Origin of the sequence: Corynebacterium pollutisoli (assembly GCF_900177745.1) — a bacterium.
GTDB lineage: Bacteria > Actinomycetota > Actinomycetes > Mycobacteriales > Mycobacteriaceae > Corynebacterium > Corynebacterium pollutisoli.
This window is the reverse complement of sequence record NZ_FXAR01000001.1, coordinates 308,512-332,820: the sequence shown is the minus strand read 5'-3', so window position 1 is coordinate 332,820 and position 24,309 is coordinate 308,512. Positions and strand designations below refer to the sequence as shown.

Below are 24,309 nucleotides of genomic sequence, written 5' to 3'. Positions count from 1 at the left end.
CACCCAGACTCACCTGGTCAGAACGGGTAAGCGACAGAAGCGGGGGTGGCCATGTTCGGGGCGGGTGATCTACTGCAGGCACACCACCCGATCGAACGTCCATTCGTAAGGAGTCCCACGATGAACTCTCCCCACCGGTCCCTCAATTTCGACGACGCCCCCTCGTTCTCCGACGACAATTACCGCGCCGCCCTCCAGATCATGCTCAGCGACCGCCTCATCCATCTGGCCCGCCACGGTTGGGCACCCGACGACCTCCGTCACGTCGCCGGCCCCACCATCGACCCACATCTGCGATCGGTTCTGCGACAGGTCACCGCGGTGGCACCCGACCGGATCCGCACCGCCTGGCAGCGCCAGTGTCGCCCACCCTCCCTCCGGCGGCGCCCCCTCGCCCCGGTCTCCGAACTCGAGCCGCTCCTGGAAGCGGTCGACGGACTCCCCTGCCTGTCGGGAACCGACGATCTCACGGACCTGGCGTGCCTGCAGTCGGCCGGGGCGGACACCCTCACCCCGGAACAACAACGGGCCCGCCACCGGATCACCGGCCTGCTGAAGAAGGCGGAATCGACGACCTTCTCAGAGGAGGCGGAGACACTCATCGCCAAGGCCCAGCAGTTGCGCCAGCGTTACCGCATCGACAGCCTCGACGGGGACGACACTGCACCGGGCGCGGTGGTGACCGTCCGCATCCACCTCACCGCCCCCTGGGTCCGGTTCCAGCACCTGTTGCTGGCGAACATCGCCGTCGCCAACTCCTGCCGGGCCATCCTCAGCACCGAGGTGGGTATCGCCGCACTCGTCGGCCACCCGGACGACGTGCAGCACACCGCGGAGCTGTTCGCCAGCCTCAACCGTCAGCGGGACCACTTCATGCGCCACTCCCCTGGCGCGGTCGCGGCCGCCCACCGGGGAGAGACCGCAGCCTACCGACGATCCTTCCTGCAGAGCTACGCCTACCGCATCGGCGACCTGCTCACCGAGGCGACCTCCTCCACCGAGACGAGCCCGGAGGAACAGGCCCGTGCCCTGCCGGTTCTGGCGAAGCGCAGCGTCATCGCCGAGGAGGCGTTCGCCCGGATCTTCCCGCACACCGCGACACTGTCCATGAGCCACCGTTTCCACGCCCCGGGAGCAACGGACGGCATCCGCGCGGCCGAGCGCTCACACCTCGGCCCGGAGAGGACTGCCGTGGGCGGTGCCTGACAGCGGTAGATTGGAATCAACAGATCACACCTCCCCTTCCACCGGCAGCCACCCAGGAGGATTCAGCCATGTCCACCAGCACGTTCCTCGAAGTCGAGGCGAAGTTCGCCGTCCCGAGCACCGCCGTCGTCCCGGATCTCACCCGGCTGGAGGGGGTCGACTCCATTGCGTCGACGAAGACCCACCGCCTGTCCGCCATCTACTACGACACCGCCGACCTGCGCCTGACCCGTTCCAAGATCACCTTGCGTCGCCGCGAGGGTGGGGACGACGACGGCTGGCACATCAAGCTCCCTGGTGTCGGTGGCCGTCTGGAGATCCACGCCCCGCTGGGTGAGATGGTCAACGGCCGCTACGAGGTGCCGGAGGACATCGTCGCCCAGGTGCGGGCCCTCGTGCGCCGCGAGGAGCTCCACCCCATCGCACAGGTGGACAACGAGCGCGTGGAGTCGACCCTGGCGTCCGCCGACGGCACCCCGGTCGCCGAGTTCTGCGACGATCACGTCTCCGCCTGGTCACTGCTGCAGGGTGGGGCTCACACCGCATGGCGTGAGTGGGAGATCGAGCTGTCCGGTGAGACTCCGGCCACGACGGTGGGCAACCCGCTGCTGCTGTCCGCCTCCCAGGTCTTCGTCAGCGCCGGTGCCCGGGTCTCCTCCTCACCCTCGAAGCTGGCCATGGCGCTCGGCGACTCCGGTTCCTCCGCACCGCTGCCGCCGTTCCTGGTCAACGCGGATGTCGACCCGGAGTCTCCGGCTGCAGCGGTCATCGCCGCCCTCAAGCTCAACCGCGACAAGCTGCACGAGTACGACCCGAAGGTTCGTCGCGACGAGTGGGACTCCGTCCACCAGATGCGCGTGGCCACCCGTGAGCTGCGCAGCCACATGGAGACCTTCAACGGCATCCTCGGCGGTGAGGAACTGGAGTACATCGAGTCCGAGCTGAAGCTGCTGGCCGGCATGCTCGGCTACGCCCGCGACGCCGAGGTCGTGGAGGAGCGCTTCCTCCGCCTGCTCGACTCGGAGGACTCCGATGTCCTCGACGAGACCACCCGTGAACACCTGCGCCACGACATGGGTGAGGAGTACCGCCGCGCCCACCGCCGTGTCGTCGCCACGCTCAACTCCGACCGCTACCTCGACCTGCTCGACGCCATCGATGCCCTCCTGGCCGATCCTCCGGTGGCCGGCGCCCACGCCTACATGCCCGTCCCGCAGGAGGGAATCGCGGAGCCCGTCACCGAAGAGGAGGCCGCCGCCGATCTCGAGATGGTCGCCGAGGGCGGGCCCGGCCATCCGGTCATGGAGGTGGCCACCGACGGTGTCGACCCGGAGGAGGTCGACCTGCCCCCGGAAACCCAGGTGCGTCACGCCCAGACCCCGGAGGAGGTCGAGCAGATCCTCTCCGAGCACCTCGAGCAGGCCTACCGGAAGCTGATGAAGCGTCACAAGAAGGCCGTGGACAACTGGGACAACCTGGAGCTCACGCTGCACGAGCGTGAGGAGTACTTCCACGACATGCGCAAGTCCGCCAAGAAGCTGCGCTACGCCGCCGAGGCGGTCGGTGCGGCCACGAAGCTGAAGACCAAGCGCCTCTACAACGCCTGCAAGGCGATGCAGTCGAGCCTCGGTGACTTCCAGGATGCGGTGACCTCCCGCGACAAGCTCGTCCACATGGCCAACGCGGCCCGCCGCCGTGGCGAGGACACCTTCGGCTACGGGCTGCTCTACCAGCGTGAGCGCGCGATCGGAATGAAGTCCCTCGAGGTGTACGCCGAGGAGGTCAAGGCCATCAAGGCGGCTTACGAGCGCCTCATGAAGTCGGTGAAGGAGAACCGCAAGGAGGAGCGCAAGAAGGCCGAGAAGGCAGCCAAGAAGAACAGGAAGTAGCCGCCGCACATCACAGCCCCGCCCACCGGAAGGTCGCCGGTGGGCGGGGCTGGCTCGGGGTCGGGCTACTTCTTGTCGTGCTCCCAGGACGCCGGCTCGCCCCAGTCGTCGTCCGCCTCATCCTCGGCGTCGGCGGCGGCGTTACGGGCCGCGGCCCGCTCGAGGGCACCGGCGGCCTCCTCGCGGGTGTCGTAGGGGCCCATGCGGTCGTCCCAGGATCCTTCCTTGCCCTGGGTGACCTCACCGGTCGACGGGTCGAAGTACCACTTCAGGTCATCGGGTTCCATGCTGTCCTCCTACGGAGATTCGGGTGTTCTATGCAGCCCAGGCTACCTGTGCTCGGGGGATGGGGTCGACGACTAAGGTGGGGAATGTCACGAATGTAAGGAGATCGAGAACATGCCGATGTGGCCCGTGAACGATGTGCCGGTCGCCGAGCGCGCGACCACCGCCCACCAGGAGAGGACCGGACGCGCCCCGTCCCATGTGGCGCACGCCCCGGCGACGTGGCTGCTCATCGGTGAGCACGTGGACCACTCCGGGGGTGTGGTCCTCGCGGCACTCGCCGAACCGGAGGTGGCGGTGGCTCTGTCCCCGCGCGCCGACGACCTGGTCTCGGTCACGATGCACGACACGACGGCGCACGGCGTCGAGAAGCTCACCGACGAGGTGAGCATGGGCGTCATCGCCGATCTGGCGGCGGCGCGTCAGCCGGTCATCGATGAGCGGGGGCGTCCGGAGACTCCGCCCGCCCCCGAGGGCGGTCTGGCGGTGCAGCTGGCGGGGATCGTGTGGACGCTCATCAACCGGCAGCTGCTGTCGCGGGACACGGGTGGCCTCGACGTCACGATCGTCAACGACATTCCGGACGGGGCGGGTCTCGGCGACGAGGCCGCCCGCGGCGTCGCCTTTGCCCTGGCCCTGCTGGGTGACGGCGATGATCTCGACGATGCCCCGGTGCGCGCCCGCATCGCCGAGGTCTGCCATCAGGCCGCCGAGATGTTCTCCCCGGTTCCGCCGCTCCGCGCCCGCTACACGGCGGCGCTGCGGGGGCAGTACGACTCGGTGTCGGTCATCGACTACGCGGATGGTTCGGTCACGCAGGCCCCACACCCGCAGTCCGGCGACCTGGAGTTCTACGCCATCACAGTGGAGCAGGCCCGCGTCGACCGCTCCGCGGAGATTCTGCGTCGTCGTCGTTTCGTCGAGGAGGCGTGCCGCGCGTTCGGCACCGAGTCGCTGCGCCTGCTGCCCGACGCCTCCCAGCGCGTCATCGAATGGCTGACCGCGGTACACAAGGTCCACGGCGAGGAGAACACGCCCGAGATCGGCGACGCGGCTGCGTGGCTGGCATTCGAGGAGCGGGAGACCGAGCGCGGTCTGCGCATGGCTCGCGCACTGCGGGCCCGCCGCATTGACGACATCTGGCACCTCATCGCCCAGTCGCAGTCGGGACTCACCGGCCCCTACGGCCTGCTGGGTTCCGAGGCGATGGTGCAGTTGTGCATCGTCCGCGGCGCGCTCGGTGCCCGCGCGGCCTCGGCGGGCAACGTGGAGGCGGTCATCGCGGGAGTCGAGACCCGTCGCGCCCCGAACTTCACGCAGGATCTCGCCGACGACGGCCTGGCGGTCATCCGCCTGGGTCGCGGCCGCGTGGCGGGCCTCGCCGATGCTGGACGGTGATCCAGATCACAGGGTAGCGTAGCGGCATGACGACCGTTGTGCTCTACGCCTTCGACACCATGGCCGACTGGGAGTACGGCCACCTCGTCGGCACCCTGGCCCAGCTGCGCGGCGCGGGTCTGCCCGTCGACCTCATCGTGGCCGGTGACAGCACCGCGGAGGTCACCACCCTCGGCGGGCTGACGCTGCGCCCGGAGTACAAGCTCAGCGACCTCGATCCCGCCCACATCGACATGCTCGTCCTGCCCGGCGGGGAGACCTGGGATGCCCGCCATGACGCGATCCTCGGGCTCGCCGCCGACCGGCTCACCCACGAGCAGCCGGTGGCCGCCATCTGCGGTGCCACCCTGGGGCTGGCCCGCCGTGGGCTTCTCGACGACCGGCACCACACCAGCAATGCGCCCGGGTTCCTCGCCGCCAGCGGCTACGGGGGCACCCACCTCTACGAGGCGGCGCGGGTCGTCGTCGACGGTGCCCTCATCACCGCCCCGGGCAGCAGCCCGCTGGAGTTCACCCGGGAGATTCTCACGGTCACCGGGCTGCTCAGCCCGGATGCCGCCCACGCCTGGCACCAGGGCCACGCGACCGGCCAGCCGGAGTGGTTCGAGCGCCTCGGGATGTTGCTCGGCGGTTAGTCGGCCGGCCAGGCGAAGGTGACGTCGCGCGTCTCGACGTCGGCACGCACCAGCGACACCCGCGTCGTCGTGCCCTGCGCCGGGCTGCCCACGGCGTCGGCCAGCACCGGCGGGTCGGAGACGAAGATGCGGGCGCGGTTGCGCTCGGCGTCGGAGGTGAGGATGACGGCGTCGAAGTTGTGGCCCACCCACGGGGCGAGCACGGTGGCCTCGGTGAGGTCGAGGCTGGCGCGGTCGACGCTGTTGGCCAGCGAGGAGGTGCGCTGCATGACCTCGACCACCTCGTCGGCACGCGCGGTCACCCAGTCGGGCACCTCGGTTCCCGCGCAGATGGACAGGCAGTACTCGGTGGCGAAACGGTCGATGAGGCGACGCAGCGGCGCGGTGACGTGCGAGTAGTAGCCGCCGATACCGGAATGGACCTCCGCCTCCCCGGTGGCGAGGTTAACGTAGCCGGAACCGCGCAGCAGTTTCTGGGCCTCCCGTATGATCGCCATACCGCGGGCGCCGGTGGCGTCGACCGACTGGAGGAACTCACCGATCTCGCGGTCGTCGTCGAGGTCATAACCCAGGGCGCGGGCCTCGGCCCGGAAGATGTCCCCGGCCTCCTTCGTCGCCGGCCCGAGGGTGCGCAGCAGACCGGTGCCGTGGTTGACCATGAGCACGCCGGCGCACATGCCGGTGAGCAGGGAGATCTCGGAGTTCCAGTCCATGACCTCGTGGCGTGGCTCGACGATGAGCTCGTACGTGCCGTCGTCGAGGGAGCGGACGCGCTGGGAGGGCAGGCGCAGGTTGATGGCCCGGCGGCGCAGGCCGGAGACCTCCCGCAGCTGGCCGACCTCGGGCAGCAGCTCGATGGAGGGGTGCATCCTCCCCGCGAGGTAGTCCTCGTGGACGGCGTCGTAGTCGAGGCGCGCGTACGACCGCGCGAGGACGCGTTCGACGTGGAAGTGCTCCACCTCACCGGCGGAGTCGAGGTCGAAGGTCCACAGGACGGCGGGGCGGTCGACGTCGGGAAGCAAAGAGGCCGACCCCTCGGACAACTCCTCCGGGTGGAGGCGGGCCGGCTCGTCGGGCAGGTAGATCGTCTGGCCGCGGCGCAGGGACTCGGCCTCCAGGGCGCTGCCCGGTGCGATGAACGCGGCGACGTCGGCGATCGCGTAGTGGACGCGGTAGCCGCCGTCACGACGCTCGATGTGCACCGCCTGATCGAGGTCCATCGACCCGACCGGGTCGATGGTGACCAGCTGCATGTCCCGCACGTCCCGCCGCTGCCCGGCGAAGCGGTCGGTCGCCGCGGCGGCCTCCGCGTGCAGTTCCGCCGGGAAATCGGTGGGGACGTCGAATTCCTCGGCGATACCGCGGAAGTTGAGGGGCGCAGCGTAGAGCTTCATGACGCCCCATTGTTACACATCCGCGGAGGCTGACTCAGGACGCGAACAGCTCGTTGAGGTGGCGGTCCACCTGCTCCATGTACTCCGGGACGAATCCGAAGAGTGCGAAATGCCCGGCCACGTCGTCGATGACGCGCAGCTCGGCGTCCGGGATGAGTGTGGCCTCGGCGGCGCAGTCCCGGACGGGGAAGAACATGTCCTCGCTGATGGGCATGACGAACACCTTCGCCCGGATCCGTCCGAGGGCGGCCGCGAGGTCGCCGTCGGTGTGCCTGGCGACGTCGCCGTGCTGCCACTTCCGCCCCATGACGACGAGGGAGTTGGGGTCGAGGGCGGCGAAGGTCGGCTCGAGGAAGCCCTCGACGACCTGGTCGCGCGTCTCGAACTCAAGGGGCCGCCACGCCTCCGTCTTCCACCACTCGGTGGACAGGCCCATGATGGCCCACACCCGGGCGTGCCGCTTGAGCCCCTCGGCGACGTCCTCGTGGCTGGTGTACTCGCCGCCGTTGAATCCGGGGTCGGAGGTGACGGCGTCGAGAAGCACCTGGGTGAAGAGGTGATCGTGCGGGGTGTTCTGCGCGGTGCCGGCGATGGGGGCGGCGCGGTGGACGCGGTCCGGGAAGCGGACCGCCCACTCGTAGGTCTGCTGGGCTCCCATGGAGGCGCCGACGACGGCGAAGAGTTCGGTGACGCCGAAGTGTTCCCGCAGCAGCCGCTCCTGGGCGACGACGTCGTCACCGATGCTGACGAAGGGGAACCGTGACATGGCGATCGATGCGTCGTCGGTGGTGTGCGGGGACGTCGACAGGCCGTTGCCGATCTGGTTGACGATGACGATGAAGTACTTCGACGGATCGAGCGCGTGGCCCTCCCCGATGTAAGTCTCCAGCCAGGCCTGGTGCGTACCGGTGAACCAGGTGGGGATGAGGATGACGTTGTCCCGGGCCTCGTTGAGCTCACCCCGGGTGGCCACGGCGAGACGGCAGTCCTCGATGGCACCGCCGTTCTCCAGCTCGAGACGGCCGATGCTGATCTCCTCCCAGGGGCCCTGGATCTCCGCGGTGTAGAAGGGGTTGTGGTACATGGTGTTCTCCTGTCACTGACTCACTGATGGCAAATGTGATGTGACACACACTCTACGTCGCTGCGGAGGCAGAGGTACCCTGGTCAACCATGAACATCACCCTGTCCGAGACCCATGAGGCCCAGTTGGAGATGCTCGCCCTCGAGTCGGGGCGCTCGCAGGACCAGGTCGTAGCGGAGCTCATCCGGCGGGAGTGGGAGCGCTACTCGGCGCGCCAGGGCGTGTGCACGGCGAGTGAGAACATCGCGGCGGCGCGGGCGGTCGTCGAGAAGCAGCTCCGCGACATGACGAAGGGCGAATGAGCCAGCCTGTAAGCCGGATTCTGTACCCGTGAGGGTGGTGATCATCCATCTGGGTCGGCCATCGCTGACCGCCTCAAGCAGCTACCTTCGGACTCGGGCGAGCAGCCCTCGAACGTCCGATCCGGTCTGCGGCGTGGCAGACCATGATGCCTTGCTCCCGGTGGGGTTTACCTGGCCGGGACAGTCACCTGCCCCGCCGGTGCGCTCTTACCGCACCCTTTCACCCTTACCCGGCCGAAACCGGGCGGTCTACTTTCTGTTGCACTGGCCCGCGGGTCACCCCGGGTTGCCGTTAGCAACCACCGTGCTCGGTGGAGTCCGGACTTTCCTCGACCCCCTCCTGCCCCGACGACGGGGTGGTGAGGACGCCGCGATCACCCGGCCGACTCATTCGCGAGCCTCCACCTTACTCCGGCCCGCCCTTAACGGGAAGAGCGCAGGTGGGCGGTGTCGTTGAACACCCGCAGGCTGGAGCCGACGCGCGCCCCGGCGTCCCCGAAGAACTCCACCACGGACAGCGACGCCAGGTCGAGGAACATGCGCGCCACCACGTGCGGGCCGGCGTCGATCGCCTGCCGGACAAACGACTTGATCGGCGAGACGTGCGAGACCACGAGGACGGTCTGCCCGGCGTAGCGTTCCTGCAGGTCCCTGCGCACGCTGCGGACGCGGTTGTGCAGCTTCTGCAGCGACTCGCCCCCGGGCGGGGCGAGCGACGGATCGGCCAGCCACTCGTCGTGCAGGCGCGGATCGAGGGCGTGGGCCTCGTCGAAGGTCTTGCCCTCCCAGGCACCGAAGTCCTGCTCGATGAGCTTGTCGACGACCTCCACCTGCAGGCCCAGCTCCTCCGCGGCGGCCTCGGCCGTCTGGAGGCAGCGGGTGAGCGGGGAGGAGACGATGACGTCGATCCCGCCGCGGTCCCGCAGGGTGCGGGCGGCGGCGCGCGCCTGCTCGAGTCCCAGTTCGGTGAGCTCGGGGTTGGAGTGGCCGGAGTACTGCTTCGCGGCGGACATCGCGGTCTGGCCGTGTCGCAGCAGGACGAAACGCGTGGGGCGGGCGGTGGCACCGGTCCAGTGGGCCGGGGTGCCCACCTGGGCCCCGGCGGAGGCGACGATCTCGGAGTCGTCGGCTGTCTCCGTGCCGCCGACGATGCCCGGTTTTGCACCGGCCGCCGCGGCGTCCATCGCCTTGTTCGACAGGGCGTCGGCCACGGTGTTCTTCGCGCGCGGCACCCAGGTGAAGGTGATCGCGTCGAAGGAGTCCATCACCCGGCGCGCCTCGAGGGCGAGCTTCTGCATGTCGGGGTGTTTGATCTTCCAGCGCCCGCTCATCTGCTCGACGACGAGCTTGGAGTCCATGTACACCTCGACGGTGCGGGCCCCCAGGTCGCGGGCGGCCTCGAGTCCGCGGAGCATGCCGTGGTACTCGGCGACGTTGTTCGTCGCCTTCTTCCCCACGACGTAGACGATGTCGCGCAGGACGGTGCGTCCGTCGGCGGCGTAGACCACTGCACCGGAACCGGCGACCCCCGGGTTTCCACGGGAGCCGCCGTCGGCGTAGACGATCACATGCTCGTGGGAGCCCACTAGACCTGCTTCCGGATGAGGTAGGTGCCGCACTCGGGGCACTGGGGCAGTTCGTCGGCGGGGGCGCGGTTGATGCGCTGCTGGTCGGGGCCGGACAGGACGATGTAGCAGCCGCCGCAGGTGCGTCCGTTGAAGTCGGCGGCGCCGACGTCGGAGTCGTTCTTCTGGGCGTCGTACTCGGCGAGGACGGTCTCGGGGAGCTGGGCGCGCAGCTCGGCGATGTGGGCCTCGGGGTCCTGCACGGCTGCGGCGGCCTCATTGGCGGCGTCGGCGGCGCGCTTCGCGGCCTCCAGCTGGCGGGCGATCTCGTCGCACTTGGCACCGTGGTTGTCGCGGTTGTTGCGCAGGGCGTGAATCTGGTTGTGGCACTCGGTGAGCTCACCCATGAGGTCGGCGATGCGCGACTTGGCGGAGTAGCGGTCGTGCTCGAGGTCGCGGCGACGCTCCGGGTCGGTCTCGGCGGCGAGCTGGGCCTTATCATCCGCGGAACGCTTGCGCAGCTTGCGCTCGTCCTCCTGGATGCGGAGGATCTCCGCCTCCATGTCGTCGACGGCCATCTGGGCGGCGGCGGACGCGTTGAGCATGCGCTGCTGCTCCTTGGTGAGGCGGTCGACCTCCTGCTGCTCCGGGGTGACGAAGGCCTTGTCGCCCACCACGTCGAGGGATCGTTCGGTGTTGGCCAGCTCGAGCAGGACGGCCTGCTGCATCGGATCGAGTTTCATGTCTGTTCTTTCTACTCGCTTGCGTGGGCGGACAGGGTCCAGGGGTCGGTGCGCAGGTCGATGACATGCGTATCGACGCCCGCCTTCTCCCCCACTATCTCAGCAGCCTGCGACGTCCAGGGGAATTCGCTGGCCCAGTGGGCGGTGTCGATGACGGGCGGTCCCCCGGCGCGGAGGTACTCGTCGACGGGGTGATGGCGCAGGTCAGAGGTGACGTAGACGTCGACCCCGAGGCCGCGGACGGCGTCGAGGAAGCTGTCGCCGGAACCGGAGCTCACGGCCACCTTCTGCACCACGGCGTCCGGGTCGCCGGCGGCGCGCACGCCCCATTCGGTGACGGGCAGGGCGTCGGCGACCTGCTGGGTGAACTCCCGCAGGGTCATGGGTTCCAGGAGCTCACCGATGCGGCCGAGCCCCAGGGCATCGGCTGTGTCGGTGGTGTCGGCCATCTCGAGAATGTCGAACGCGGGCTCCTCGTAGGGGTGCGCGGCGCGAAGGGCGTCGATGAGCGGGCGCCGCAGGCGGGCGGGGGCGACGAACTCGACGCGGACCTCGGCGGCCCGGTACGTCTGGCCGATCTCCCCATCGGTGGGGTCTGCGCCCTCGACGGGAGTGAACTGGCCGGTGCCCTCGATGTCGAAGGCGCAGTCGCGGTAGTTGCCGATCTCGCCGGCGCCGGCGTCGAAAAGCGCCTTCTTCACGGTGTCGACATCCGCGGGCGGGACATGGACGCCCCACTTGTCGACGCCCGCGCCCGTCTTCGGCAGGATCGGGCGGCCGGGTGCGATGCCGACGAGTTCCGCGAGGCGGTCGTTGACGCCGGGGCGGGCGGAATCGGCATTGGTGTGCGCCGCGAACAGGGCCACCCCGCCACGGATGAGGGTGTGGATGACCTTCCCCTTCGGGGTGTCGGCCGCGACGGAGGTCACCCCCCGCATGAGCAGCGGGTGATGCACGACGAGCATCTGCGTACCGAGGCGCACCGCCTCCTCGGCGACCGCCTGGGTGCAGTCGAGGGCGAAGGCCACCTTGTGCACCTCGTCGGCCGGGTCGCCGCAGATCAGGCCGACGGCGTCCCAGCTCTCGGCGAGCGCGGGCGGGTAGGCGGTGTCGAGGATGGAACGGATGTCACCGACGGTAGTCATGGCCCCCAAGTGTAGACGGGCGCCTAATACTCCTCGTCCTCATTGTCGAAGGCCTCCTCGAGAACCTCGTACACCGCGGGTGGCATTCCGTCCTCCCACTCGTGTTCAGCGGCCCAGTCGTCGGCGTCGACCTCCTCGCCCGGGAGCTGCCAGGCGGCGTCCGCGTCGTTGCGCGCCTCGGAGGTCCAGTCGTGCCCGGCGGCGTCGTCGGTGGGGTCGAAGACGAGGCCGTGGTCGGCCAGGTCCCCGCTGGTCAGGCGCTCCTGCAGCCAGTGGATCACCCGCCAGCCGCTGCGGTTGACGTCCGGCACCTCCTCCTCTGATGCGAACGCCTGGTGGTACCCGGGCTGGGAGTGCCAGTAGAGGGCGAGGGCGGTGGCGCGGTCGAGGCGGGGGTGCGCCGCCATCCACTCCACGAGGCCGTCGCCGTCGTGGTTCATGGTCTGGGCGGTGACGAACCATTCAATCGGGTCGGCGTCGTCCAGGATCTACAGCATGAGGCGCAGCTCGAGCTGATCAAGGTTGTCGTCCACGCCCAGGATCTTGAGCCCTGCCCCGGGTTCGCGCAGTGTGGCAGATTGGGGGCCGTGAGCATTCTTCTTCTCGACGTCGACGGCACCCTCATCGATTCCCTCCCCGGCATCCAGGGCGGCTTCCTGCACACCCTCGACCAGCTCGGCTGGCCGCACCCGCCGCAGGAGTTCACCGACCATATCGCCGGCCCTCCGATGGAGGTGACGCTGCGCTCGCTCGGCATGACCCCGGAGCAGGCGTACGAGGGCCTGCAGATCTACCTGGAGTACACACGCCGGGGCGGGTGGGGCAACGCGACGAGCTTCCCGGGGATGCTCGACGTGGTGCGCGGTTGGAAGCAGCAGGGCCTGACGGTCGCCACCGCCACCTCCAAGGGCGAGGGTTTCGCGCGCCTCATCCTTGAGCGGGAGGGTTTCCTGGAGCACATCGATTTCCTCGGCGCCGCCCAGGAGGACGGACCGCGACGTGGAAAATCCGCGGTCATCGACTACGTTCTCTCCACGAACGGGTGGTCGGCGGCGACGCACGATATTCTCATGGTCGGCGACCGCTCCCACGACATCGAGGGAGCCGCCGCACACGGTATTGATACAGTGGCCGTCTCATGGGGTTACGGAACCCCGGAGGAGTGGGCCACCGCCGCCCGCACCGCACACACGCCCCAGGATCTGGAAGGGATCGTCCATGACTGGCTCGCCGCACGAGGATGAGCGCTATCACGTCGACTTCGTCTGCACCGGCAACATCTGCCGCTCCCCCATGGCTGAGGTGATCTTCCACGACGCCGTCGAGGCCGAGGGTCTCACCGAGCACGTGCGGGTGTCCTCCTGCGGCATCGGTGGCTGGCATGTCGGTAACGGCGCCGACCGTCGCGCCGTCGCGGAGCTGCGCGCCGCCGGCCACGACGGCTCCGACCACATCGCCTCCCAGCTCGGCCCGGAGGACATGGCCGCCGACCTGCTCGTGGCCCTCGACACCGGCCACGTCTCCGAGCTCATCGCCCGCGGCGTGCCGGAGGGGAAGATCCGCCTGCTGCGCAGCTTCGACCCGGGTGCCCCGGAGCAGGCGTCGGTCGCCGACCCGTACTACGGCGGGCCGGAGGGTTTCGTCGAGACGCGGGAGCAGATCGAGGCCTCCGTCGCGGGCCTGCTGGAGCACGTCCGCGCCGCGGTGAAGGTGGGCACGGGGGCACACTAGACACGCCCTGTACACTGAACTTTCGATGGATACGAAGGATACGTCAAGGCAGCGCTACGGCAGCAGGCACAGCTCGGGCAAGAAGGGTCTGCTGACCTTCCTCAAGCCCGGCTGGATCATGATGTTCCTCATCATCGTGGCGTTCTCCTACGTCGCATTCACGTTCCTCGCGCCCTGGCAGCTGGGCAAGGACGACGCCATCGTCCATCGCAACAACCAGATCGACGCCGCGTTCAAGGCCGATCCGGTCCCGGCCGCGGAGGTCTTCGGCCCCCAGGGGCGGATCACCCCCGAGGACGAGTGGCGGCGCGTCACCCTGCAGGGCGAGTACCTGCCGGGCGATGAGGTCCTGCTGCGCATGCGCCCCGTCGACTCCTCCCCCGCTTTCCACGCACTGACCCCGTTCCGCCTCGTCTCCGGTGAGACGATCCTGGTCAACCGTGGTTTCACGGTGCCCATCGACGGCAACATCCCGGACATGACCGAGGCCCCCGCAGGCGAGGTCACGATCCACGGTCACGCCCGCCTCAACGAGATCGCCCCGACCACCGCCCCCATGGAGGACCAGGGGTACCGGCAGGTCTACGGCATCCACACCCAGCAGGTCTCCGAGGTCGTCGGCGTGCCGCTGGCGCACGACTACGTCCAGCTCTCCGAGGGCGAGCCGGGCGAGCTCAACGCCATCCCGGTGCCCAAGCTCGACCGCGGTTCGCACCTGTCCTACGGTTTCCAGTGGATCGCCTTCGGCATCATGGCCCCGCTGGGCCTGGGGTACTTCATCTGGGCCGAACTCCGCGAGCGTCGCCGCGTCCGCGAGGAGTCGCAGGAGCTTGTCGACGCCCCCACCGACGCCCCCGACCAGGCGGAGGCGGGAACCGTGACGGCGCCGGCCGCGGTGGGGGACGCGGACGTCGATAAGCAGTCGCGCCGCCGGGCCCGGTACGGCGACGCCCGCCCTGACCACTACGAACGCTTCGCCAGGCGCGAGCGGGAGCGTTTCTGACACTTCTCCGGGCAAAACCTTCCGCGAGGCACTAGGGTGGGGTCACGCACCCCGCCTAGTTTCCGCAGGAGACACCATGGGTTTCTGGCATCGACTACTCGGAACCGGCACTGACCGGCGCATCGACGCCCGCGCGGTCGGCACGGCCCTGCCTCGCCGCTGGCGCACGCCCGAGCCCACGCAGCTGAGCTGCGACCCGCGTGAGGCGGCGCAGGCGCTGCTCCTCGCGCTCGACAACGCCGCCGACTTCGGCTTCCACCCCACCCGCGAGATCACCGTCGACGGCATCGACTTCGACTTCTACAACGGACCCCGGGGTTTTCGCCTCGAGCAGCTCAGCGCACTGCTGCAGCTGTCGGACGATGACGGCACCCCGCTGTTCCCCCGCACCCTCGTGTTCGACCCGGAGTGCGTGAACTCCAACGACACCTACGCGCTGCTGCTGGCGGAGATCGCCGATGCCGCCGGCACCCGCGACCGCTTCGCCGAGGTGCAGTGTGACCTGCACTTCGGGCCCGATTTCGCGGACAACCCGGTCGGCGAGCTCTCCTACCTCAAGGGCGGGGAGGCCGTGCACATCGACATCGCGGTGGAGGGCGACTGGGCGGACCCGGATGTGGTGCGCCGGCTCTTCGAGGACGCCACCCCGGCCGGTCACCGCTGGGTGTCCACCGGTGACTACGGCGTCCACGTGTGGGTGCCCGAGCAGCACGCCACCGAGGTGGCCCGCATCTTCTCCACCGAGGACACCGCCGCGGAGGCGCGCATCGCCGGCCGTCTCCACGAGGAGCGCTGACCGGTGGGGATCTGGCAGCGCCTCTTCGGGGACCCGCCTGCCCCGGAGCCGGTGCCGGAACCGGATGACGGCCTGCTGGACCGCAGCGTGTCGACGCTCGCCGAGCACGGCTTCACTCCCCGCGGCGAGATCGTCGTCCCCGACGAGGCCGCTTTTCGACGTCGCCCCCTCACCACCCTGCTCTGCCTCGTAGCGGACGGCCGCCCGTTGTTCCCACGCGTGTTCATCGACGTCGATGAGCTGTCGCGGACCTCCGCCACCTCCCTGCCGGGGTTCGTGCTGTGCGCCGCCGAACACGCTGGCACCGCCGGGGAGGTCCGGAACGTGCGCGTGATGTGCGACCCGGGGTCCCGCACCACCGGTAGCCTGCGCTACACCCGCGGGTGGACGGTGCTCGACCACTCCTTCGACTTCGGAGATACCGGGGACACCGGGGATGCCGTGGTCGAGGATGACATCCTGCAGGGCGTCGCTCCCGCAGGGTACGACGCGTTCACGTTCTACGCCGAGCCCACCCTCACCCCCATCACCCTGTGGCTGGGCGCGGACACCGACGACACCCTCATCGACGCGCTCCTAGCGGAGAACGCCCGGGTGACGGAACCTGCGGAATGACAGACGGAGCAGGCCCCACCGTTTCAGTGAAAACCTAGCGTGGCCTGCTCGTATGATGGTGCGCTCTGACGGGCTCGAACCGCCGACCTACTGGGTGTAAACCAGTTGCTCTTCCAGCTGAGCTAAGAGCGCCTGACCCGCCTGAACGGGTGGAGACAGAGTATCACGGGCCACAGCAGGGCCCGTCACCTGATCCCCTACTTCTGGCCGCGGGCCTCGAGGCAGGAGCCCTGCCACTCACCGATGCGGGTGGCGGTGGTCTGGACCAGTCCGGCGAGCTGCGCGGATTCGGAGATCTCACCCGGGGCGATGGTGCCGGGCTTGCCGGCGCCGGGGGTCAGCAGCCAGATGCGGCCACTGTCGGCGAGGGGTCGCAGCGAGTCGACGAGGCTGTCGACCAGGTCGCCGTCCTCCTCGCGCCACCACAGGAGGACGACGTCGCAGAGTTCGTCGGTGTCTTCGTCGAGAAGCTCTTCTCCGATGACGTCCTCGACGGCCTCCGAGATGGCCGAGTCACAATCCTCGTCCCATCCGACTTCCTGGACGATCATCCCCTGCTGGATGCCGAGGATCTGTGCGTAGTCCTGGGCGTTCTTCTTCACAACGCCCGGAGCGTCCACCACTGCGTTCTTCCTCCTTGTTCGCAGCCGATCCCCGTATGGGATCGGCCTTATACGGGTACTGCTAGGCAGGATACAAGGTGTGCAGCGGTTTTTCCTGGTTTCGTGTGATCAGCGGGGGCAGTCGACGTGGTGATCCGGCCGGGGGTGGGCGGGCCCAATTAACAACACCGCGCTGTGATGGCCGCCACAAGGCGGCTACGTGGGGAAACGGGACGTCGGAAAGCAATGACCCCACGAGGCCCGGTCTTCGCAGAGTTTGCAGTTGATCCGATGAACCTTGGCCAACGAAAACACGTATCCTGGACACCGACATGCGGGCCCGTCCGGAACACCTTCCCCGGCGGGCCCGATGCCCCACCTCACCACCACAAACCTGGAGGCACACCATGGCAGATGACCTGAACGCGAACGGCGGCAAGGGCAACTCCCCCTACCCTGCGATCCGTGACGGCGTCGCTTCTTACCTCAACGACACCGACCCGGAGGAGACCCAGGAGTGGATGGATTCCCTCGACGGTCTGCTCGCGGAGAAGGATCCGGCCCGCGCCCGTTACCTCATGCTGCGCATGCTGGAACGCGCGGCCCTCAAACGCGTTCCGCTGCCGAACCTGACCTCCACGGACTTCGTCAACACCATCCCCACGACGATGGAGCCGGATTTCCCGGGCGATGAGGAGATGGAGAAGCGTTTCCGCCGCTGGATGCGCTGGAACGCCGCCATCATGGTGCACCGCGCGCAGCGCCCGGGTATCGGTGTCGGCGGGCACATCTCCACGTACGCCTCCGCCGCCCCGCTCTACGAGGTCGGCTTCAACCACTTCTGGCGCGGCAAGGACCATCCGGGCGGCGGTGACCAGATCTTCTTCCAGGGCCACGCCTCCCCGGGTATCTACGCCCGCGCGTTCCTCGAGGGCCGTCTGTCCGAGGATGATCTCGACGGCTTCCGCCAGGAGGTCTCCCGCGGCGAGGGCAACGGCATCCCCTCCTACCCGCACCCGCACGGCATGCCGGAGTTCTGGGAGTTCCCGACCGTGTCCATGGGCCTCGGCCCGATGGACGCCATCTACCAGGCCCGCTTCAACCGCTACCTGCACAACCGCGGCATCAAGGACACCTCCGAGCAGCATGTGTGGGCCTTCCTCGGTGACGGCGAGATGGATGAGCCGGAGTCCCGTGGCCTCATCCAGCACGCCGCGCTGAACAACCTCGACAACCTCACCTTCGTGGTCAACTGCAACCTGCAGCGCCTCGACGGCCCGGTCCGCGGTAACACGCAGATCATCCAGGAGCTGGAGTCCTTCTTCCGCGGTGCCGGCTGGTCCGTCATCAAGGTCATCTGGGGCCGCGAGTGGGACGCCCTGCTGGAGAAGGACAAGGACGGCGCCCTGGTCAACGTCATGAACACCACCCCGGACGGTGACTACCAGACCTTCAAGGCCAACGACGGTGCCTACGTCCGCGAGCACTTCTTCGGCCGCGACGAGCGCACCGCCAAGCTGGTCGAGGACATGACCGACGAGGAGATCTGGGCCCTGCCGCGCGGTGGCCACGACTACCGCAAGGTCTACGCCGCCTACCAGCGCGCCCTGGAGACCAAGGACCGCCCGACCGTCATCCTGGCGTTCACCATCAAGGGCTACGGCCTGGGCCACAACTTCGAGGGCCGCAACGCGACCCACCAGATGAAGAAGCTGGCCGCCGAGGACCTGAAGAACTTCCGCGACAAGCAGTCCATCCCGATCCCGGACGAGGTCCTCGAGGCCGATCCGTACCTGCCGCCGTACTACCACCCGGGCGAGGACGCCCCGGAGATCCAGTACATGAAGAAGCGCCGCGAGGAGCTGGGCGGTTTCGTGCCGGAGCGTCGCCAGGACTACACCCCGATCCAGGTGCCGGACATCGACAAGCTGCGCAGCGTGCGCAAGGGTTCCGGCAAGCAGGAGGTCGCCTCCACAATGGCGCTGGTGCGTGCCTTCAAGGAGCTGATGCGTGACAAGGAGCTGGGTAAGCGCGTCGTGCCGATCATCCCGGATGAGGCCCGTACCTTCGGCCTGGACTCCTGGTTCCCGACCCTGAAGATCTACAACCCGCACGGCCAGAACTACGTGCCGGTCGACCACGACCTGATGCTCTCCTACCGGGAGTCCACGGACGGTCAGATCCTGCACGAGGGCATCAACGAGGCCGGTTCGGTGGCGTCCTTCATGGCCGCCGGTTCCTCCTACGCCACCCACGGCGAGGCGATGATCCCGCTGTACATCTTCTACTCGATGTTCGGTTTCCAGCGCACCGGCGACGGCATCTGGGCCGCCGCCGACCAGATGGTCCGTGGTTTCCTCATCGGTGCCACCGCCGGCCGCACCACCCTGACGGGTGAGGGTCTGCAGCACATGGACGGTCACTCCCAGATCCTGGCGTCGACGAACCCGGGTGTCGTGTCCTACGACCCGGCCTTCGCCTACGAGATCGCGCACCTGCTGCACGAGGGCATCGACCGCATGTACGGCCCGGACCGCGGTGAGAACGTCATCTACTACCTCACCGTGTACAACGAGCCGGTCCCGCAGCCGGCGGAGCCGGAGAACCTCGACGTCGAGGGCCTGCACAAGGGCATGTACCTGTTCTCCCGCGCCGAGGAGCTCGAGGTCGAGGGCAGCCACGAGGCCTCCATCCTGGCCTCCGGCGTCGGCATGCAGTGGGCCCTCAAGGCCCAGCAGATGCTGGCCGAGGAGTACGGCGTGAAGGCCAACGTCTTCTCCGTCACCTCCTGGGTCGAGCTGGCCCGCGAGGGAGCGGCGAAGAACAAGGAGCAGCTGCGCAACCCGGCCGCCGACATCGAGGAGGCCTTCGCCACGCAGCAGATGAAGAAGGTCAACGGCGGCACGTTCGTCGCGGTGTCCGACTTCGCCACCGATCTGCAGGAGCAGATCCGCGCCTACGTCCCGGGCGAGTACATCGTCCTCGGTGCCGACGGCTTCGGATTCTCCGACACCCGCCCGGCCGCACGCCGCTACTTCAACATCGACGCCGAGTCGGTGGTCGTCGCCGTGCTCATGGGCCTGGCCCGCGAGGGCAAGATCGACATCTCGGTCGCCCAGCAGGCCGCCGAGAAGTACCAGCTGGATGATCCGACCTCTGTGTAGGTGATCCCCCGGTGAAGGCCCTGCTTCGGCAGGGCCTTGCTGCTTTCAGCGTGCTTGCCGACGCCCCGGTAGCCCCCGCGTGTACTCCCGCGGCCAGGACATGTCCCGGGCGGTGAGCGCCGCGGCCACCGCGGCGTCGAGAGCCTCCGCCGCGTCGGCGGGCAGCTTGGTCCGCAGCGCGTCACCCAGGCGGGAGATGACCACCGGGCGCAGGAGGTTGCGGGTCTCCGTGAGGTAGACACGCGGGCCGCGGGCCACGAGGTCGGTCTCCGCCGGGTCGGCGGGCTCCCCGAACTCCTCCGCCAGGGACGGGTCCTCGGCTTCGACGGTGTCCTGCATACGCATCCACTGGAGTGCCCGGCAGCGGCGGACGACCCCCCCCCCGGGGCGTCGGCCCGCACCGCCTCCACGAAGGACCACCCCACCTCCGCGAAGAGCTGCGGGGGCAGCTCGTCCTTGAGCGGGTGGTTCCGGGTGCGGCGGAACACCTGGTAGATCTCGTTGATGAGCATCAGCATCGGGTCATGGGCGTCGATGAACCCGCAGCTCCCCGAGTGCCGGACGAACTCGAGGGGGAACTCCGGCTCCGACCCGGTGACCGTCACCCGCAGCCCCACGTCCTGCTCCAGGTACCAGCGTCCGGCGCGGAACCAATGCCACTCCCCGCCGCGCGGATCGCCGGTGACCGCGTCGGGGCCGGACCTCTCCAGGATGAGGTCCTCTCCCCGCAGGTCCCCGTCGGTCTCGGGGTCCGCCCGGTACTCCCCGCGCGCGTACTCGACGAAACGGGTCCTGCCCTGTTCATCGGTACCTTCCATTCGCCAATTGATCATGGGGCTGACGCTATCCCCGGCACCCGACATGACCTGCCGCCAGCTCGAATGGTTGGGCGAGCGGTATCGTGGTCTGCGTGATACCCCGCAGAAATCGCCCCGTCCCGCCGCGCGATGAGGACCGCGAACAGTTGCAGGCCGACCTGACCAGGCTGGTCGGTACGGGCCGTCTGCAGTTCGACGAGTTCGACAGACTGTGTGACGTCGTGTGGTCGACGCAGGACAAGTCGGTCCTCGACCACATCCGGGCCCAGTACCTCAGCTACCGCCCGCCGGCCCCCATGCAGCAGCAGCCGCCGCTCCCGAACACCCCGGTGCCGATGGCGCAGCCCGACGCCCACCTGGCCATGCCCGTGGAGAACCAGCCCGTCGTGTCGACGATGGGCGAGATCAAGCGCGTCGGCCAGTGGACCGTGCCCGAGAAGTCGCGTTTCAAGCTCAACGGCTCCACCCTCAAGCTCGACCTGCGGCAGGCGCAGGCGGCAGCCCCGGTCTGCACCTTCGAGATCAACGCCACCATGTCGGTCGTGGAGATCATCGTCCCGCCCGGCGTGTACGTGGAGAACCGCCTCAGGGACACGCTGTCCACCGTAAGCGTCGAGACGACGCAGCCGCACCCCAACGCCCCGCGCGTGGTGCTCACCGGTGTGGTGCGGGGCTGCACCGTCAAGGTGATCACCCGTCAGGCCCCGGAGACCAACACCCTCTGGAACAAGTTGTTCGGGGGTTAGGGCACGCCCGTGCCCTTATACCCCCACCGTCGTCCGGGACACCGTCGTGGTGACGTGTCCTCAGTCGGGGTGAAAGTGCAGCTACCCCTCCAGCTCGGCCCAGATCGCCTCATTTGTCTCGGCCCACAGGGGCTTGGCCCAGTCGCCGAAGGGGCGGTCGGTCAGCGCCACCATGGCGCGGCCCGTGCCCGGCGCGACCCACAGGTAGGTGCCGGACTGGCCGAAGTGGCCGAAGGTGTCGGCGGGCATGCTGGCGCCGGTCCAGTGCGGGTCCTTCTCCCCCTTGATCTCGAAGCCCAGGCCCCAGGGGCAGGGCTTCATCATGCCGTAGCCGGGGACGATGCCGTTGAGCTCGGGGAACTGCACGGTGGTGGCCTCGGCCATGGTGGACTCGTGCAGCAGGGTGGGGTTCATCAGCTCGAGGAGGAAGGTGATGAAGTCGTGGGCGGTGCCCTCGGCCTCCCAGCCGGCGGACCCGAGGAGGCGGGTCCACTTCATGCCCAGCGGGTCGAGGATGCCCTCCCGGAGGTAGTCGGCGAAGGTCATGCCGGCGGCCGCGGAGACGGCGTCGGCAAGAATCTCGAAACCGTAGTTGGAGTAGACACGGCGCTCGCCCACCCCGCGGACCTTGTCGCCCTCCTTGAAACCGACGCCGCTGGCGTGCGCCAGGAGGTGGCGGACGGTCGAGCCCTCCGGCCCGAGTGGGGTGTCGAGGTCGAAGATGCCCTCCTCCACCGCCATGAGGAAGCCGTAGGCGGAGAGCGGTTTGGTCACGCTCATGAGGTCGAAGACCTTACCCAGGTCGCCGACGCGGTCGATGTCGTCACCGTTGATCACCGCCGCCGCAAACGTGTCGACGGGCCAGTCCTTCACCAGATCCAGAGCAGTCACGCCCGTCAGTCTAGTTGTCCTCCAGCGTGCGGATCATCAGGCGGTCGATCGCGGCGTTGAGGACCTCAGGTGCCTCGAGGGGCACCATGTGGCCGGCGTGCTGCGCGATCTGCAGCCAGGCGTCGGGCCACACCTCGATGAGGCGCTCGGCCTGGGACAGCGGGGTGACGTCGTCCTTCTCCCCGGCGATGACGTAGCCGGGGATGCCCTGCAGGTGCTCGCCGGCGGCCAGCTCGTCGTGTTCCTGCAGGTCCTCGAAATAGCCGACGAAGGTCTCCAGCGGGGTCTCGTGGATCATGGCGGCGTGGAACTCGACGATGTCGTAGTCGGTCTTCCGGTGGAACACGGTGACGGCCAGGGCGGGCGCGAAGATCATCGCGGCCTGCTCCTTGAACTTGCGGGCCTCCTTCGGGGAGCTCTCCACCGCGTTGTACACCTGGTCCGCGACCGGGGAGGCGAGGATCTGCGGCAGTCCCTGGTCGGAGAGCGCCTCGATGGAGGTGGCCACGAGGACGATGCCGGCGATGTTGCCGCGCAGCACCGGTGGGCAGCGGCGCACGAGGTTGAGTGCCACCAGGCCGCCGAGGGAATGCCCGACGAGGATGATGGGCCCTTCCACCCCGCGGGCGCGCAGGACGGCGAGGGTGTCGTCGGCCGCGCCCTCGACGGTGCACAGGGAGGGGTCGACCTTGCCGGTCTGTCCGTGGCCGCGGACGTCGAGAAGCAGGATCCGGGCGGACGGCCACCTCTCCCGAAGGTGATTGACCTGCATGAAGAAGGATTCCGCGGCCAGCGTGAAGCCGTGGACGAAGACGATGGTGACCGAGGAGTCGTGCGCGCGGACCTTGCCGTATTCGTACCAGTGGACGAGGATGCCGTCGTTGTCGACGGTGCCGACCTTGTCGATGTTCGTCAGCCCCGGCTCGCGCACCCCGGAGTGCAGTTCGCCGAGTTCCAGGGCGAGGCGACGGCGGCCGCCCGGGGTCAGTCGCATCACCCAGCTGCGGACGAGCTGCGAAATGTCACGAGGGGTGAAAAACATACAACCGAGACTACCGATCACTCCCCCGCCCACTAGGATCGGTGCCATGACTCAGCCTGTCCCCTCTCCCGAACTCGCCCAGATCATCGAGGAAGCCTCCGGCCTCGAGCCGGAGTCGCTCACCCCGGACGCGAAGCTGACGGAACTGGGGATCTCCTCGCTGGCGATGATCGAGATCGCTGTCCGCATCGAGGACACCTTCGGTGTGCGTCTCGACGACGAGACGGTCTTCTCCCTGCCCACCGTCGGCGAGCTCGACGCCCACATCGAGGCCCACCGCACTTAGCGCGCGCTCAGCGTCCGCAGCGACGATACTGACGGTCATGACCGCCAGTATCAGCTACCTCACCGACATGGACGGCGTCCTCATCCGCGAGGGCGAGATGATTCCCGGCGCCGACCGCTTCCTCCGTGCCCTCCACGAGCACGACATCGAGTTCATGGTCCTGACCAACAACTCGATCCACACCCCACGCGACCTCTCCGCCCGCCTGGCCTCCGCCGGCCTGCGGATCCCCGCCGAGCGGATCTGGACCTCCGCTTCCGCCACCGCCCACTTCCTGGCCCAGCAGCGCCAGGAGGGCACCGCCTACGTCGTCGGCGAGTCCGGGTTGACCACCGCCCTGCACGCCAAGGGGTGGATCCTCACCGACTCCTCCCCGGAGTTCGTCGTGCTGGGCGAGACCCGCACCTACTCCCTCGAGGCGATCACCACCGCCATCAACCTCATCGTCGGTGGTGCCCGGTTCATCTGCACCAACCCGGACGTCACCGGCCCGGCCCCGCAGGGCATCCTGCCGGCGACGGGCTCGGTGGCCGCGCTCATCACCGCGGCGACGGGCAAGCGGCCGTACTACGTCGGCAAGCCGAACCCCATGATGCTGCGCTCGGCGCTCAACACCATGGGCGCGCACTCGGAGAACACCGTCATGATCGGCGACCGCATGGACACCGACATCAAGACCGGAATGGAGGCCGGTCTGCGCACCATCCTCGTGCGTTCCGGCATCTCCGACGACGCCGAGATCGATCGCCACCCCTACCGCCCGACCCGGGTCGTCGACGACATCGGGGAGGTCGCGGACCGGATCCTCGATCCCATCGGGGAGGACTAGCAGGATCCCGCGCGGTAGGGCTACAGTGTGGACTCAGAGGGCTGCCCCTGGCCCGGCACTGAAACAGGGGATTTCCCATGGTGTAACAGGCAACACGCTGGTCTTTTCCGGCTTCCCGGGTTCGAGTCCCGGTGGGAGAA

At 68.6% G+C, this 24,309-nt stretch carries 25 protein-coding genes, 2 tRNA genes and 1 other RNA gene; 15 read left to right on the top strand and 13 right to left on the bottom strand.

Annotation, left to right across the window (positions count from 1 at the left end; all coding sequences use genetic code 11):
- The first annotated feature begins 120 nt into the window (after positions 1-120).
- Entirely contained in the window at positions 121-1,206 is a 1,086-nt protein-coding gene (locus tag B9Y70_RS01645) for a DUF2786 domain-containing protein (protein ID WP_159449764.1), read from the top strand.
- A 68-nt stretch (positions 1,207-1,274) separates the two neighbouring features.
- Positions 1,275-3,095, top strand: a complete 1,821-nt coding sequence (locus B9Y70_RS01640) for a CYTH and CHAD domain-containing protein (RefSeq protein ID WP_085548494.1) — start codon at positions 1,275-1,277, stop codon at positions 3,093-3,095.
- Positions 3,096-3,160: 65 nt separating this feature from the next.
- Here B9Y70_RS01640 and B9Y70_RS01635 read toward each other — a convergent pair whose 3' ends face one another.
- The gene (locus tag B9Y70_RS01635) at positions 3,161-3,382 is read right to left on the bottom strand and encodes a hypothetical protein (protein WP_085548493.1); all 222 of its coding nucleotides are present in this window, start codon (positions 3,380-3,382) and stop codon (positions 3,161-3,163) included.
- A 112-nt stretch (positions 3,383-3,494) separates the two neighbouring features.
- Between B9Y70_RS01635 and B9Y70_RS01630 the strand changes: the two genes are divergently transcribed.
- Both B9Y70_RS01630 and B9Y70_RS01625 read left to right on the top strand, forming a co-directional pair.
- A complete protein-coding gene (locus B9Y70_RS01630) occupies positions 3,495-4,778 on the top strand; it encodes a galactokinase family protein (protein ID WP_085548492.1) in 1,284 nt (427 codons plus the stop codon).
- 26 nt (positions 4,779-4,804) lie between these two features.
- Entirely contained in the window at positions 4,805-5,413 is a 609-nt protein-coding gene (locus B9Y70_RS01625; RefSeq protein WP_085548491.1) for a DJ-1/PfpI family protein, read from the top strand.
- On the opposite strand, the gene B9Y70_RS01620 is transcribed toward B9Y70_RS01625, so the two are convergent.
- Positions 5,410-6,807 (bottom strand): RNB domain-containing ribonuclease, encoded by a 1,398-nt coding sequence (locus B9Y70_RS01620; RefSeq protein ID WP_085548490.1) that lies wholly within the window; start codon positions 6,805-6,807, stop codon positions 5,410-5,412. The genes B9Y70_RS01625 and B9Y70_RS01620 overlap by 4 nt on opposite strands.
- A 34-nt stretch (positions 6,808-6,841) precedes the next feature.
- On the bottom strand, positions 6,842-7,891 hold the full coding sequence (locus B9Y70_RS01615; protein WP_085548489.1) for an alpha/beta fold hydrolase: 1,050 nt from the start codon (positions 7,889-7,891) through the stop codon (positions 6,842-6,844).
- Positions 7,892-7,980: 89 nt separating this feature from the next.
- Between B9Y70_RS01615 and B9Y70_RS01610 the strand changes: the two genes are divergently transcribed.
- On the top strand, positions 7,981-8,193 hold the full coding sequence (locus B9Y70_RS01610; RefSeq protein WP_085548488.1) for a hypothetical protein: 213 nt from the start codon (positions 7,981-7,983) through the stop codon (positions 8,191-8,193).
- On the opposite strand, the gene rnpB is transcribed toward B9Y70_RS01610, so the two are convergent.
- The 5 genes from rnpB to B9Y70_RS01585 form a co-directional block, all read right to left on the bottom strand.
- Positions 8,187-8,583: RNase P RNA component class A (rnpB, locus tag B9Y70_RS01605), an RNA gene on the bottom strand. The genes B9Y70_RS01610 and rnpB overlap by 7 nt on opposite strands.
- A 32-nt stretch (positions 8,584-8,615) precedes the next feature.
- The gene (locus B9Y70_RS01600) at positions 8,616-9,779 is read right to left on the bottom strand and encodes a bifunctional RNase H/acid phosphatase (RefSeq protein WP_240309085.1); all 1,164 of its coding nucleotides are present in this window, start codon (positions 9,777-9,779) and stop codon (positions 8,616-8,618) included.
- A complete protein-coding gene (locus B9Y70_RS01595; RefSeq protein WP_085548487.1) occupies positions 9,779-10,501 on the bottom strand; it encodes a zinc ribbon domain-containing protein in 723 nt (240 codons plus the stop codon). Before B9Y70_RS01595 ends, B9Y70_RS01600 begins: the two co-directional genes overlap by 1 nt.
- Before the next feature lie 11 nt (positions 10,502-10,512).
- Positions 10,513-11,646 carry a Nif3-like dinuclear metal center hexameric protein gene (locus B9Y70_RS01590; RefSeq protein ID WP_085548486.1) on the bottom strand — a complete coding sequence of 378 codons (1,134 nt, stop codon included), beginning with the start codon at positions 11,644-11,646 and terminating at the stop codon, positions 10,513-10,515.
- A gap of 23 nt (positions 11,647-11,669) precedes the next feature.
- Positions 11,670-12,113 carry a DUF4274 domain-containing protein gene (locus tag B9Y70_RS01585; protein WP_275886731.1) on the bottom strand — a complete coding sequence of 148 codons (444 nt, stop codon included), beginning with the start codon at positions 12,111-12,113 and terminating at the stop codon, positions 11,670-11,672.
- Positions 12,114-12,233: 120 nt separating this feature from the next.
- Here B9Y70_RS01585 and B9Y70_RS01580 point away from each other — a divergent pair, with 120 nt between their 5' ends.
- The 5 genes from B9Y70_RS01580 (at position 12,234) to B9Y70_RS01560 (ending at position 15,791) form a co-directional block, all read left to right on the top strand.
- Complete coding sequence (locus B9Y70_RS01580) at positions 12,234-12,890, top strand: HAD hydrolase-like protein (RefSeq protein ID WP_085548484.1); 657 nt, start codon at positions 12,234-12,236, stop codon at positions 12,888-12,890.
- Positions 12,865-13,377, top strand: a complete 513-nt coding sequence (locus tag B9Y70_RS01575; protein WP_085548483.1) for a low molecular weight protein-tyrosine-phosphatase — start codon at positions 12,865-12,867, stop codon at positions 13,375-13,377. The genes B9Y70_RS01580 and B9Y70_RS01575 overlap by 26 nt, the downstream gene beginning before the upstream one ends.
- A gap of 25 nt (positions 13,378-13,402) precedes the next feature.
- On the top strand, positions 13,403-14,380 hold the full coding sequence (locus tag B9Y70_RS01570) for an SURF1 family cytochrome oxidase biogenesis protein (RefSeq protein WP_085548482.1): 978 nt from the start codon (positions 13,403-13,405) through the stop codon (positions 14,378-14,380).
- Between the two features lie 76 nt (positions 14,381-14,456).
- The gene (locus B9Y70_RS01565) at positions 14,457-15,176 is read left to right on the top strand and encodes a hypothetical protein (RefSeq protein WP_085548481.1); all 720 of its coding nucleotides are present in this window, start codon (positions 14,457-14,459) and stop codon (positions 15,174-15,176) included.
- A 3-nt stretch (positions 15,177-15,179) separates the two neighbouring features.
- A complete protein-coding gene (locus B9Y70_RS01560; protein ID WP_085548480.1) occupies positions 15,180-15,791 on the top strand; it encodes a hypothetical protein in 612 nt (203 codons plus the stop codon).
- Between the two features lie 56 nt (positions 15,792-15,847).
- Here the strand turns inward: B9Y70_RS01560 and B9Y70_RS01555 are convergent.
- Positions 15,848-15,923 (bottom strand) — tRNA-Val (locus B9Y70_RS01555).
- A gap of 65 nt (positions 15,924-15,988) precedes the next feature.
- Entirely contained in the window at positions 15,989-16,414 is a 426-nt protein-coding gene (locus tag B9Y70_RS01550) for a DUF3052 domain-containing protein (RefSeq protein ID WP_085548479.1), read from the bottom strand.
- 386 nt (positions 16,415-16,800) lie between these two features.
- Between B9Y70_RS01550 and aceE the strand changes: the two genes are divergently transcribed.
- Positions 16,801-19,557, top strand: coding sequence for a pyruvate dehydrogenase (acetyl-transferring), homodimeric type (gene aceE / locus B9Y70_RS01545; protein WP_085548478.1), 2,757 nt, complete (start codon positions 16,801-16,803; stop codon positions 19,555-19,557).
- A gap of 45 nt (positions 19,558-19,602) precedes the next feature.
- Here the strand turns inward: aceE and B9Y70_RS01540 are convergent, their stop codons facing one another.
- A complete protein-coding gene (locus tag B9Y70_RS01540; RefSeq protein ID WP_085548477.1) occupies positions 19,603-19,896 on the bottom strand; it encodes a hypothetical protein in 294 nt (97 codons plus the stop codon).
- 571 nt (positions 19,897-20,467) lie between these two features.
- Here B9Y70_RS01540 and B9Y70_RS12980 point away from each other — a divergent pair.
- Positions 20,468-21,121 carry a DUF1707 domain-containing protein gene (locus tag B9Y70_RS12980; protein WP_240309084.1) on the top strand — a complete coding sequence of 218 codons (654 nt, stop codon included), beginning with the start codon at positions 20,468-20,470 and terminating at the stop codon, positions 21,119-21,121.
- A gap of 81 nt (positions 21,122-21,202) precedes the next feature.
- Here the strand turns inward: B9Y70_RS12980 and B9Y70_RS01530 are convergent, their stop codons facing one another.
- Together B9Y70_RS01530 and B9Y70_RS01525 are read right to left on the bottom strand one after the other, a co-directional pair.
- Positions 21,203-22,012, bottom strand: coding sequence for a serine hydrolase domain-containing protein (locus tag B9Y70_RS01530; RefSeq protein WP_085548476.1), 810 nt, complete (start codon positions 22,010-22,012; stop codon positions 21,203-21,205).
- Positions 22,013-22,022: 10 nt separating this feature from the next.
- Positions 22,023-23,054 (bottom strand): alpha/beta fold hydrolase, encoded by a 1,032-nt coding sequence (locus B9Y70_RS01525; RefSeq protein ID WP_143337464.1) that lies wholly within the window; start codon positions 23,052-23,054, stop codon positions 22,023-22,025.
- Between the two features lie 46 nt (positions 23,055-23,100).
- On the opposite strand from B9Y70_RS01525, the gene B9Y70_RS12715 reads away from it, so the two are divergent.
- The 3 genes from B9Y70_RS12715 (at position 23,101) to B9Y70_RS01510 (ending at position 24,309) form a co-directional block, all read left to right on the top strand.
- Positions 23,101-23,340 carry an acyl carrier protein gene (locus tag B9Y70_RS12715; RefSeq protein WP_159449763.1) on the top strand — a complete coding sequence of 80 codons (240 nt, stop codon included), beginning with the start codon at positions 23,101-23,103 and terminating at the stop codon, positions 23,338-23,340.
- A gap of 37 nt (positions 23,341-23,377) precedes the next feature.
- Positions 23,378-24,169, top strand: a complete 792-nt coding sequence (locus B9Y70_RS01515) for an HAD-IIA family hydrolase (protein ID WP_085548474.1) — start codon at positions 23,378-23,380, stop codon at positions 24,167-24,169.
- A 71-nt stretch (positions 24,170-24,240) separates the two neighbouring features.
- Positions 24,241-24,309: transfer RNA gene (locus tag B9Y70_RS01510), tRNA-OTHER, on the top strand.